The organism is Paenibacillus sp. FSL H8-0175 (assembly GCF_045040615.1).
Classification (GTDB): Bacteria; Bacillota; Bacilli; order Paenibacillales; family Paenibacillaceae; genus Paenibacillus_AQ; species Paenibacillus_AQ odorifer.
Genome location: NZ_CP150299.1, coordinates 3,820,368 through 3,833,238, shown reverse-complemented (window position 1 = coordinate 3,833,238; position 12,871 = coordinate 3,820,368). Strand labels below are relative to the sequence as shown.

General features: G+C 43.4%; 11 protein-coding genes. All 11 read left to right on the top strand.

From position 1 onward, the window contains the following. The first annotated feature begins 109 nt into the window (after positions 1-109). The 11 genes from MHH46_RS17005 to MHH46_RS16955 all read left to right on the top strand — a co-directional run bounded on the left by MHH46_RS17005 (position 110) and on the right by MHH46_RS16955 (position 12,852). The gene (locus tag MHH46_RS17005) at positions 110-631 is read left to right on the top strand and encodes a cysteine hydrolase family protein (RefSeq protein WP_076190233.1); all 522 of its coding nucleotides are present in this window, start codon (positions 110-112) and stop codon (positions 629-631) included. After that, positions 632-1,450 (top strand): VanW family protein, encoded by an 819-nt coding sequence (locus MHH46_RS17000; protein ID WP_076190234.1) that lies wholly within the window; start codon positions 632-634, stop codon positions 1,448-1,450. An 81-nt stretch (positions 1,451-1,531) separates the two neighbouring features. Continuing rightward, on the top strand, positions 1,532-2,668 hold the full coding sequence (locus MHH46_RS16995) for a zinc-dependent alcohol dehydrogenase (protein WP_076190235.1): 1,137 nt from the start codon (positions 1,532-1,534) through the stop codon (positions 2,666-2,668). A 142-nt stretch (positions 2,669-2,810) separates the two neighbouring features. Further along, on the top strand, positions 2,811-3,725 hold the full coding sequence (locus MHH46_RS16990; RefSeq protein WP_179086258.1) for a DMT family transporter: 915 nt from the start codon (positions 2,811-2,813) through the stop codon (positions 3,723-3,725). A 32-nt stretch (positions 3,726-3,757) separates the two neighbouring features. After that, positions 3,758-4,603 (top strand): class I SAM-dependent methyltransferase, encoded by an 846-nt coding sequence (locus MHH46_RS16985; protein ID WP_076126683.1) that lies wholly within the window; start codon positions 3,758-3,760, stop codon positions 4,601-4,603. Positions 4,604-4,828: 225 nt separating this feature from the next. Then, positions 4,829-6,328, top strand: coding sequence for a sugar ABC transporter ATP-binding protein (locus MHH46_RS16980; RefSeq protein WP_076126682.1), 1,500 nt, complete (start codon positions 4,829-4,831; stop codon positions 6,326-6,328). A gap of 32 nt (positions 6,329-6,360) precedes the next feature. Beyond that, on the top strand, positions 6,361-7,353 hold the full coding sequence (locus tag MHH46_RS16975; protein WP_076126680.1) for an ABC transporter permease: 993 nt from the start codon (positions 6,361-6,363) through the stop codon (positions 7,351-7,353). A 60-nt stretch (positions 7,354-7,413) separates the two neighbouring features. Continuing rightward, complete coding sequence (locus tag MHH46_RS16970; RefSeq protein ID WP_076126678.1) at positions 7,414-8,394, top strand: ABC transporter substrate-binding protein; 981 nt, start codon at positions 7,414-7,416, stop codon at positions 8,392-8,394. 80 nt (positions 8,395-8,474) lie between these two features. Continuing rightward, positions 8,475-10,085: a response regulator gene (locus tag MHH46_RS16965; protein WP_076126677.1), complete on the top strand. Its 1,611-nt coding sequence runs from the start codon at positions 8,475-8,477 to the stop codon at positions 10,083-10,085. Further along, positions 10,082-11,866: a sensor histidine kinase gene (locus MHH46_RS16960; protein ID WP_076126675.1), complete on the top strand. Its 1,785-nt coding sequence runs from the start codon at positions 10,082-10,084 to the stop codon at positions 11,864-11,866. Before MHH46_RS16965 ends, MHH46_RS16960 begins: the two co-directional genes overlap by 4 nt. After that, positions 11,863-12,852: a substrate-binding domain-containing protein gene (locus tag MHH46_RS16955; protein ID WP_076126673.1), complete on the top strand. Its 990-nt coding sequence runs from the start codon at positions 11,863-11,865 to the stop codon at positions 12,850-12,852. The genes MHH46_RS16960 and MHH46_RS16955 overlap by 4 nt, the downstream gene beginning before the upstream one ends. Positions 12,853-12,871: the final 19 nt, after the last annotated feature.

The following is a 12,871-nucleotide window of genomic DNA, read 5'->3' as shown; positions in this document are numbered from 1 at the left end:
TGCTTACAGATACTCGGTTTTTAGTTTTAACATTTGTAACTTCTAGTAGGTAGATAGTCTGTCCCAGTTTCTGGTATGATTTTAAAAAAAGCTCTTGGAGGTTATTCATTTGGAACAATCAACAGCATTATTAATTATCGATGTTCAAGAAGCCATGTTCTCCTATGATCTAAAGCTGTACGATGAAGAGGGTGTGATGGACAGGATTGTCTCCCTTCAGCAAAAAGCTCGATTAGCAGGTACTCCTATTGTGTATATTCAACATACCGAAGATGAGGAGTATACAAAAGGTACACCCACTTGGCAGATCAGTCACCGCATCACACCGCAGGAAGGCGAAGTTATCGTTGAGAAGCCTACTTGGGATGCTTTTCACCGAACGGAACTGCAAGATGAACTCCAGAAGCTCGGGATTACGAATCTGGTGATCTGTGGGATGCAAAGTGAATTCTGTCTGGATACGACGATAAGACGCGCATACAGCATGGGATATAAAAGTGTACTGGTCTCAGACGCTCATAGCACCTTTGATAATGGGGTTCTGAGTAGTAGGGAGATCGTTAAGCATCATAATGCGATAATTGGAGGTAGATTCGCCCAGTTACGAGCTGAAAGCGAGGTTCAGTTCTAGATGAATACACCCCAGGCTGCCATGAAGCCTATTCAGCGTTCTCGCCTTAGATTGTTTGCTGGCAAACGATATTTTATTTGGAAAAGATATTTGAAATGGTGCACTGGACGAAGCAAAATAGCGAAGCAGCGTACGGATGAAACTTTAACTTATGCAGCTATGACTCATGCTACCCCGTTATTAAGAAGTCTTCGGAATGTAGATATGGTGCTTCAATACAATAAAATAACTAACTTACGGCTGGCAATTGCGAAGCTGGATGGACTTGTTGTGCAGCCGGGGGAGACTTTTTCCTACTGGAGAAGTATTGGTAAGCCCACTAAGCGAAAAGGGTATCTGGAGGGTATGGTGCTGCATTATGGTGGTTTTCATTCCGGGGTTGGAGGAGGCTTATGCCAGTTGTCTAATCTGATCTATTGGATGGCACTGCATACGCCACTTACCGTTATGGAACGACATCGTCACAGTTATGATGTATTTCCAGATGAACAACGTACACAACCTTTTGGAAGCGGGGCGACCTGTTCTTATAACTATTTGGATCTTCAATTAAAAAATAACACCGCTCAAACGTATCAACTAAAGCTCTGGCTGGACGATAGCCATTTACACGGGGAGTGGAGATGCAATGAGCAGGCGCTTTATGATTATGAAGTATACGAAAGTGATCATAGGATTAGTCTAGAGCCTTGGGGCGGATATATACGCAGTAACAAGATCAGTCGAAAAGTATATACACGCTCTGGAGATCTAATTGGAGATGAAGCTGTAACTGATAATTACGCACTAATGATGTATTCCCCGCTTCTTCATGGATAAGAGGGTAGGACTTAGGGATATAACATAGAAAGGCATGAAAATTATATCTCTAGACCATCTCCAAAGGAGCGGATTAACAGCATGAAAGCACTAACCTACCAAGGGAAGAAAAAAGTGAAAGTTAAAGAAGTAGCTGATCCGACGCTTGAGAAAAAAGATGACATCCTTGTTCGGATTACCACTACGGCGATTTGTGGCTCGGATCTGCACATTTATAACGGGGAAATACCAGGTATGCATGATGATTATGTTATTGGTCATGAGCCGATGGGGATTGTTGAGGAAGTGGGTCCTGACGTAACTAAAGTCAAAAAAGGTGACCGAGTCATCATCCCCTTTAATGTCGCCTGTGGGCAGTGTTTTTTCTGCCAGCATGAGATGGAGAGCCAATGCGACAATGCTAATGACGCCAAGGACACAGGCGGTTATCTTGGTTATTCCGATACTTATGGCGGTTTTGCAGGCGGACAAGCTGAATTGCTACGGGTACCTTATGGTAACTTTGGCCCTTTTGTAGTTCCGGAGGATGCAGAAATGGAAGATGAGAAAATTCTTTTCATATCTGATATTGTGCCTACTGCTTGGTGGGGAGTAGAAAGCGGCGGAGTGAAGCCAGGGGATACAGTCATTGTTCTCGGCTGCGGTCCTGTTGGACTGCTTACTCAGAAGTTTGCCTGGATCAAAGGTGCCTCAAGAGTCATTGCGGTTGATCATATTGGCTATCGTCTGCAGCATGCGAAGCTGACCAATAATGTTGAAGTTTATAATTTCGAAGAGATCAAGGACATTGAGGCTCATTTGAAGGAGATCACTCGTGGGGGCGCAGATGTGGTTATTGACTGTGTGGGTCTAGATGCCAAAATATCTGCCTTGGAGAAAGTGGAAACGGTTCTGAAGCTGCAAGGAGGCTCGCTCAGTGCATTCAGAATGGCCGCAGATATCGTACGTAAATTCGGAACCATCCAGCTTGTAGGAGTCTATGGACTTAATTACAATATGTTCCCGCTGGGTCAGCTATTTGAACGGAACATTTCATTAAAGATGGGACAAGCGCCGGTGATTCACTATATGCCGTTGCTGTATAAGATGATTAAAGAAAATAAATTTGATCCTACAGATATCATTACGCATCGCCTTCCAATTAGTAAAGCGGAGCATGGCTATGACGTTTTTAGTGAGAAAAAAGAGGATTGCATCAAGGTTGTTCTGAAGCCGTAGCCTTTTAAGAAGCATGAGCTTTCGTCAGAAATGACATTGCTTGTGCTTTTTTTAGTGAAATCTTATGAAAATAGATGCATTTTTTCACGGTCTGCGTTAAATTAACATAAGTGACTTAAGATATTGAAAGGACGCGTAACATGTGAAACTTAAAAAACCGCCACTTCCGATTCCACTATTAATGTTGATAGGGATTGTGGCCATCTCTTTTTCCGCCATTTTTATTAAATGGTCTGATGCACCTGCATCTATACAAGGCATGTACAGATTATTATTTACCTCACTGCTGATGCTGCCTTTTGCAAGACCCTATAGTGGAGCTGCTTTTGCTCTTCGTAAAAAAGACTGGCTAATGCTCATCCTCTCAGGCGCAATGCTTGCGCTGCACTTTTTGCTATGGATGGGATCATTAAAGTATACTTCGGTAGCTAGTTCAACAATGATCATGGCGCTGGAGCCTGTATTCATTATGCTGGGTGTTTATTTTTTGTATAAGGAAAAGACAGCTCTGTCCGCTATTCTAGGGCTTGGCATTGCGATTGGCGGTGTCGTGTTTATCGGCTGGGGTGATATTGGAATCTCTGCAGATAATCTAAAAGGTGATCTATTATCGGTCGGAGGCACTGTCGCGGTAGCTGTACATATGCTGATCGGTCAAAAGCTAGTGGTGCGTATGCCCTCTTACTTATATAGCTTGATTGTCTTCTTATCAGCCGCTGGCGTGTTTGCCGTATACAATCTGTTCATGGGGATTTCCTTTTTTAATTATCCGGACAAGGAATGGGGAATCTTTGTATTGTTAGCAGTGGTGCCAACGGTGTTTGGCCATATTTTGTTTAATTGGTTACTACAATATGTATCCGCGACTACGGTTTCAATGAACATTTTAGGAGAACCAGTGGGTGCCAGTATCTTAGCGTATTTACTCTTGGGTGAACAGCTAACAACCTTACAATGGGCAGGTGGGCTGCTCGTTATGATTGGCCTCGCAGTATATTTGTACGCGGAAAGAAGGAAAACTATCCGGATGGCTGATGCCATTCAGAATGCTTCATAACAGATATTTTACACATAAAGGGGTAGCAATGGATGGAAGAGCAGAATCAATATTCAAATAATCAGGCAGAAAAAAACGCTGTGCCAACAAGCGAAGAGCTTTGGAACGAAGATACTTATACCGCTTGGGTAACTCGGTTTGGTACACCGTCAGAAGCAGCTGCAAAATTAATAAAGGAACCAAGTGCAAAGCTTCACCCGCTCCTTTCTTTTTTTGGAGAGGTGAAGGGGAAGAAAATGATGAATTTAATGGGCTCAAACGGGATGAAGGCCGTGGCACTCTCATTACTAGGTGCGGAAGTAACGGTTGCTGACTTCTCGGAAGCCAATGCGCGATATGCGGCTGATCTTGCCCAAGAAGCAGGGGTACCACTAACCTATATCGTCTCAGATATTCTTAAGCTGCCAGAAGACGTCCTTGATGGTTCATATGACATCGTCTTTGCAGAGTTAGGAATTGTTCATTACTTTACCAACCTTACACTATTCATGGAAACAGCTCGCCGATTGCTTTCTCCTGGAGGCGTATTTGTACTCCGCGATTTTCATCCGGTAACGACCAAGCTTATTTCCTCGAAGGGATCTACTGCGAAGGTACGCAAACACAAAGTAAACGGAGATTATTTTGACTCATCATTGGAAGAGAAGAAGGTATCCTATTCCAAGTATTTGCCTTCCACAGGTAAACCAGCAGGTGAACAAGAGCATAGTGTTGTGTATTGGCGCCGCTGGACACTCGGAGAAATTGTAACCGCAGCAGCTAATAGCGGACTAGTGATCCGCCAATTAGTTGAAGAACCTAATCTATCCTCCGACGTGTATGATAAGGGAATTCCTAAGACCTTCACATTGGTGGCTGGAAATGGCGCAAGCCTTTAGGAGGGTTCGCTGACATGTGATTTTTAGGGTATAACATTTGTGCTGAACTGAGGTGCTCTCGGTTCAGCTTTTTTTGTATGTAAAACATAAAATTTTAAACTTTTTTACGGAGATTATTCCATTACAATGGCAACTTATAGGGAATACAATGATTTTACATTCCGGATTGAAAGCGATCACTTTAAGGGTTAAGGCATTCTCAAAGAATTTGAGGTGGATATCAAAATGAACGAAGTGTTGCTTCGTATGGAGGGAATCAACAAGTTTTTCCCAGGTGTTCATGCTTTGAATGAATGTCAATTTGAGCTGAAGCGTGGGGAAGTTCATGCGTTAGTAGGAGAAAATGGCGCTGGCAAGTCTACCCTTATGAAGATTGCGACAGGTGTCTATTCCAAGGATGCTGGTCAAATGTGGTACAAGGGAAATGAAGTGGAGATTGTTAATACCCGTGAAGCACAGGAGCTTGGAATTAGTATCATCCATCAGGAATTGAATTTAATGCCTCATCTTACGGTCGCCCAGAACATTTACATTGGACGAGAGCCGCGAAAAGGTCTGAAATGGTTCGTTGATGATGTGGAGATGAACCGAAAAGTTCAGGTACTGTTTGATCAAATGAATCTGAAGCTGGATCCCAGAGTTTTGGTATCAGACCTGACCGTTGCTAATCAGCAAATGGTTGAAATCGCTAAAGCCTTGTCTTTCCAAGCCGAGGTATTGATCATGGATGAACCAACCGCCGCGTTAACAGATACAGAAATTAACGAGTTATTTCGAATGATTGAGCAGCTACGAGATAAAGGTGTGGGAATTATTTATATCTCTCACCGCATGGATGAATTGAAGCGAATTACAGACCGCATTACAGTTATGCGTGATGGTTGTTATGTAGATACCGTTCGTACCGATTCAATAACGATTGATCAGATCATCAGCATGATGGTTGGACGTGAATTATATCAAACGTCGAAACCAACGATTGCGAAACAGACTCAGCAAGTTGTCTTAGAAGTTCGGAAGCTTTCTAGAGGGCATGCGTTCAAGGATATTAGCTTTCATCTGTATAAAGGTGAGATTTTGGGCTTCGCTGGTTTAATGGGAGCTGGACGTACCGAGGTTGTACGTGCCGTATTCGGTGCCGATCCCATCGATGAGGGTGAAATTATGCTCCATGGAAAATCGGTTCGGATACGTCAGCCACATCAAGCGGTACAGCATGGTATTGGGTATTTGTCCGAAGACCGCAAACGTTTCGGATTGCTTGTGGATATGGATATCAGCATGAATAATGCGATTGCCTCCTTTTATAAATTCCGTAATTCATTTGGCTGGATGAAGGAGCGGGAGATGCGAAGCTCAGCGGAGCAGCATGTTGAAGCGCTAGCCACCAAAACTCCAAGTGTAGATCAAAAGGTTAAGTTTCTGTCCGGAGGTAATCAGCAGAAAGTGGTCATCGGCAAGTGGTTGACTAGAGACTGTGATGTACTCATCTTCGATGAGCCTACACGAGGTATTGATGTAGGCGCGAAAAGTGAAATTTATAAGCTGCTGGATCAGCTTGCGAGTCAAGGGAAGGCGATCATTATCATTTCTTCAGATCTTCCTGAGATTCTAAGAATGAGCCACCGGATTATCATTATGTGTGAAGGGCGTATAACAGGAGAACTCCCCGCAGAAGAAGCATCGCAGGAGGCGATTATGAAATATGCGACGAAACGTTCATAACTGTTCAAGAGTTAACCGGAGGTGTCAGGACTATGAAGATCGCGGATAAAGAGATTAGTCAGCCAGCGGGTATGAAGCAATCGGGAGGGCAATCCGGATTCAAACAAAAAATATTGGCATTTGCCAGTCTGATCATATTGGTCATCGTATTCTCTTTATCCTCCAGCAACTTTTTTCAATTCTCAAATCTTGTCGGAATTCTAGTTTCTACAGCTGTAATCGGAGTATTAGCGCTTGGAGCTACCTTTGTTATTATTACGGGCGGCATCGACCTTGCTCTGGGTACTGTAATGACATTCTCATCTGTTATGGTTGGAGTCATTATTACCTTCTGGGGTCTGCCCGTCCCGTTAGGCATTGTAGGTGGGATTCTGGCTGGAGCACTGTGCGGCTTTATCAGCGGTTTGATGGTGGCGAAGATGAACATTCCACCCTTCATCGCCACTCTGGCGATTATGATGGTCACCAAAGGCTTGTCGCTTGTCATCACCGGAGCCAAACCTATTTATTTCAACGATGATCCGATCTTCGCCAAGATCGCCATGGGTAAAATGATCCCCGGTATACCCAACACCATCGTTATCTTCTTATTACTCGGTATGATCGCAAGCATAATCTTGTCTAAGACGATTATTGGGCGTTACAACTTCGCGCTTGGCAGTAATGAAGAAGCTACTCGCTTATCAGGTGTGAACACAGTCAAATGGAAGATTATTATCTATTCCATTACAGGGATTTTTAGTGGAATCGCAGGTATTCTGATGGCATCACGTTTGAATTCAGCTCAGCCATCACTGGGCACTGGCTATGAACTAGAGGCTATTGCGGCAGTGGTCATTGGCGGAACTTCCTTAAGTGGAGGTGTAGGTTCTATTCTAGGCACGATTATTGGCGCACTGATTATGAGTGTGCTGACGAATGGCTTGCAGATTATGTCCGTGGCTCAGGAATGGCGGACGGTCATTGTCGGTGTTGTAATCATCATTGCGGTTTACGCTGATATTCTACGCCGCCGTAAGCAATAAACTTGGTATGATCTCCATCCGGAGTGATATACAAAGCAAATGACGAGGGGGAAGATTCAAATGAAACTGCGTCGTAGAGGGTTTATTATGCTTGTCAGTCTATTGTTAGTCACTACTTTGCTGAGTGCATGTAACAACAATGATAGTAACAAAAGTGCATCCGGTTCAGACAAACCATACATTCCAGTCATATCAAAAGGGTTCCAGCATCAATTCTGGCAAGCGGTAAAGCAAGGAGCGGAGAAAGCTGCTAAGGAATTTGATGTTGAGATTACCTTTGAAGGTCCAGAAAATGAGAGTCAGGTGGATAAACAAATTGAGATGCTGCAGACCGCTCTCGACAAGAAGCCAGCTGCAATTGCGCTTGCCGCACTGGACAGCAAAGCTGCGATTCCTTATCTAGAAAAGGCAAAGGAAAATAAGATTCCGGTCATCGGCTTTGACTCTGGTGTAGACAGTGATATCCCTGTAGCAACGGCAGCGACTAACAATAAAGCAGCAGCGGCGTTGGCCGCAGATAAAATGGCTGAACTGATTGGCAAGAAAGGTAAAGTGGGTCTTGTCATACATGACCAAACAAGCAGCACGGGGCAACAGCGTCGCGATGGCTTCTTAGAACAAATGAAAGAAAAATATCCGGATATTCAAGTGTTAGAGCCGCAATATGGGGGTGGAGATCAGTTAAAGTCCACAGACCTTGCGAAAGCGATGATGCAGGCAAATCCGGATCTGAAAGGAATCTATGGCTCTAATGAAGGCTCTGCTGTAGGTGTGGCTAATGCAGTAAATGAATTGCAAATGAATGGTAAGATCGTAGTCGTCGGCTTTGACTCTGGCAAGCAGTTGATGGATGCTATCCGCAGTGGTGTTGTGGCTGGTGCTGTTACACAAGACCCCATTGGTATTGGCTATCAAGCTGTGAAGGCAGCTGTGCAAGCGATTAAAGGGGAAGCGGTTGAAAAGAACATCGACACGGGGTTCCACTGGTATGATAAAAACAATATGGATTCCGATGAGATCAAACCTCTACTATACGAATAGAGTTTAATAATAGAGGTTGCCTCCCGCAGGCGGCCTCTATTATGCTTATGCTGATAAGTTCAAAGTTGTGGAGGTGTTGGATGTATAAGATAATTCTGGTTGATGATGAAGATGAGGTTCGTGAAGGGATCAAACATAAGATCTCATGGAGTAAATATGGGTTTGAGCTGGTTGGTGATTTTGATAATGGCAGAGATGCACTGGAAGCAATCGAGCAGCATCGTCCTGACGTAATTATTACTGATATTTGTATGCCTTTTATGGATGGACTGGGATTGGCCAGAGCTGTGATGGATAGGTACCGGGATATGAAGGTCATTATCGTCACTGGATATGAAGACTTCGAATATGCGAAGCAGGCCATAACACTGAAGGTGACTGAGTACTTATTAAAACCGATTAATGCACGTGAGTTTGCTGAATTTCTAAGTAAGATGAAGCAGGATTTAGATGAAGAGCATCTACAAAAAGCGAATTTAGTTAAGCTTCGTATGCAACTTAATCAGAGTCTTCCATTGCTGCGGGAACGATTCTTGGAGCAGCTGGTAACTACTCGAATGAAAAGCGAAGAAATCGAGAATAAATTGAGTTATTTTCATATTCCGTTGCAGGGTCAAGTGTACCTTGCGCTCGTTATAGATATAGAACTGGAGAAACGAAGCCAGGACCTAGCTTTTGATGCAGAGCTACTGCGTTTCGGTGCCTTTAACATTGTTCAAGAGCAGCTGGAGAAAGAGCAAGAGGGAGTGGTATTCCAGACGAGAGATGGAAAAATCGCTGCGATATTATCCGGCAATTTAGAGACGGTAGAAGTAGCAACGCAGCATCTTGCAGAGCAAGTCCAGGGTAGCTTAAATAAATATTTGAAGCTGTCATCCACCATAGGCATCGGTAGAAAATATAATACTTTGCAACAAATTCCACAATCCTTCCAAGAAGCGATCTCCTCCATAGAATATCGTTACCTTTTAGGCATAGATAAAGTTATCTCCATACAGGATCTTGAGTTTGGGAAGGGATTGGATCAGGCGCATTTCACCTCATGGGAAAAGCAATTTATATCCGCTTTAAAGACAGGTAAAGCTTCTGCTGTATCGGAAATTCTGTTGAAGTGGTTTCAGGAGCTTAAAAGTAATACCTCCTCTATAGAAGGCTGCCGTAGCAGCATCTATCAGCTGCTGGTTTCTTTGATGAACTATGTGGTCGACATCGGCTTCCCAAATACAGTAGTTGTTTCGCATAATATGTTTGCAGAGGTTGCTACGCTTAAGACGTTAGATGAAGCAAGGCATTATCTGGAGAGGACTTGCCATGCGCTGATACTTAAACTATCGGAACAGAGAACAACGGTTCGGACTTCTCAGATGCAAGCCGCAGAAGCTTATATTCGCGAGAATTATTGTAATGACAGCTTTTCACTCAATGAGCTGTGCAGCCATATTTTTATGAGCATCAGTTATTTCAGTGCAACTTTTAAACAGCATACCGGTGAAACATTTATAGAGTATCTGACTCGACTCCGTTTGGAAAAAGCAAAAGAACTCCTTACGGTCACACAGTTGAAGACATATGATATCGCTGCCAGAGTTGGTTATGCTGATCCACAGTATTTTAGTGTTATTTTCAAACGTAATGTAGGAAGCACACCGAAGGAATATCGACACCGGCAGAAGGAGAATCTCTCTCTATGAGATCACAGCGCTTTTTCCGCAGCCGAAGTATTCATACTAATATTGCAATCTCCTTTTCACTTCTTATCCTCTGCACAACTATTGTCCTGAGTTATACTTCCTATCGCCTGTCCTCAGCCGCGGTCAAGGGCAATTCTGTAGCCTATACTTCACAATTAATAGAACAAGTAAAACTAAATATCGAGAATTACATTGGTAATATGGAGAGCATAGCTGCTCTGGTGTTAACTAGCAGTGATTTAGAGAAATATATAAAAGGCTCGAAATTAGATGAAGAAGAGGCGCTTAAGAATAAACTGCTTGCCAGTCATTATCTCCGGTCAGTCGTTCAGTCCCGCTCGGATATTTCCTCTATATTATATGCAGGCTCAGATGGCATGACCGTTTCGGATCGACAGCATGCTGTTATGAAACCGCTTCCTGAACTAATAGCTCAAGATTGGTATCAAAAAGCTATGAATCAACTTGACGTTGCAGTTTCTTCCTCTCATGTGCAGCACATCTTTCAAGATGAATACCGGTGGGTAGTCTCGATCAGCCGAAAACTCTCGAATGCGAATGCTATGACGGAAGCGGATCAACAAGGTGTACTGCTCGTAGATCTCAATTACAGTGTAATTAATAATCTATGTAAACAAATCGAACTGGGAAAACGAGGTTATGTTTTTATCGTCGATCCCGCAGGTAGCCTTGTCTATCATCCACAACAGCAGTTGATCTACTCCCAGCTCAAGTTCGAACAATTAGAGACGGTCCTTGGGATCAAGAGTGGATCTGTTACGGTTAACACGGGGAATGATCAGAAACTGTACACTGTGGACACTACCAGCTTTGGCTGGAAAATAGTTGGAGTCACTTATCCGGATGATTTGGTCGCGAACAAGCAACGTATGCAAGGAACCGCCGCCTTATGGGGAGCAATTAGTTTGATTTTTGCTATGGCTATATCGATATTTCTCTCTTACGCACTGACCAAACCGCTGAAGAATTTGGAGCTGAATATGAAAAAAGCGGAACGTGGAGAGTTCGACATACGCGTGGAGATTGAGAGCACGAATGAAATCGGCAAGCTTGCTCGTACGTTTAATCTCATGATGATGAAGATTAAAGAGTTAATGGGACAGATCGTTCTGGAGCAAGAGATGAAACGTGTGAGTGAACTGAAGGCACTGCAAGCGCAGATTAAACCTCACTTTTTGTACAATACACTTGATTCGATTATTTGGATGGCAGAGACAGGAAAGATGGAGGAAGTGGTTGAGATGACTTCATCTCTATCCAAGCTGCTTCGTTCAACAATTGGTGAGGGTGAGGAATTGATTCCGCTGGCCAAAGAATTAGAGCATATTCGGCACTATTTAACGATTCAGAACATGCGTTATCGTAATAAATTCACTTATTCCATAGAGGTACAAGAAGATATCCTAACCTGCAGCATTTTAAAAATGGTACTTCAGCCTTTGGTTGAAAATGCGATCTATCACGGCATAAAACATAATCCTGAGCAAGGGCACATTCTGATCCGAGCAAGACAAGAACAGAACGATATTATCGTACAGGTCATTGATGACGGTATTGGGATGGATGAAGAGCAAATGGGTAAGGTACTGCTGCAAAAATCAGATTTCAAGACTGGCAGCGGTGTAGGTGTCGCGAATGTGAACCATCGTATCCAGCTGTATTTCGGTGTGAAATACGGTTTGTCTTTTGCAAGCGAGATGGAGGAAGGAACGACGGCCACTTTACGAATACCTGTGATTTATGAGGAGGAGAGTCAATGAGCGCTTTACGGTCAAAAATTGGCCTGTATACTCTGCTGCTGCTCTTCATTGTTACTTTGGGTTCATTAGCCTATCGTATGTTTACAAATGAGCTTGACGCAAAGGTTAGGACCATTATTTATGTGCCCAAGACTATCGATAGCAGTATTGAATTCTGGGAAGTGATGAAACAAGGTGTGGCAACAGCGGCTAAGGAGTTCGACGCAGAGGTTCGCACGGTTGGAACGGATACAGAGCTTGATGTAGATCAACAGATAGAACTGCTGGAGCAAGCAATTAAGGAGAAGCCTGACGCCATTATTTTATCTGCTACAGATTATTATCGCCTCATTCCAATCGCGGAAAAGATCAAATCAGCTGGCATTACACTTATTACTGTAGATTCGGGCTTGAGCGGTGGTGTATCAGAGAGTTTTATTGCTACAGATAATTATGAAGCAGGACGTAAGGCAGGGCAGGAGTTAAGAAAATATATCGATCCAGAGGATAAAGTCGCTATCGTTAACTTTGTACAAGGCTCTGCCACCGCAATAGAGAGGGAAAGAGGGGCTCGTGATGCCCTTTTAGAGAATGGAGTTCATGATGTGCAGCCTACATTATACAGTGATGGTTCCGTGCGAAAAGCGTACCAGTTAACTGTTGATTTACTAAAGGACGAGCCAAATCTAAAGGGGATAATAGGTCTTAATGAACCTTCTACACTAGGTGCTGGGCAGGCGATTATGGATATGGGATTTCAGGACAAAGTGAAATTATTTGGGTTCGACAATTCTAGCAATGAGGTGAAGCTCCTCGAAAAAGGGATCTTGCTTGGCACGGTAATGCAGAAGCCTTTTAATATGGGGTACTTAGCTGTGAAGACGGCGATTGAAGCTGTTGAGGGTGAGAAAGTGGAACGGATAATAGATACAGGCTCCGTGATCATCACGAAGGAGAATATGTATTTAAGTGAAAATGAGAAATTAATGTTTCCTTTTATAGATTAAATGAACAAGGAAGCTTCTA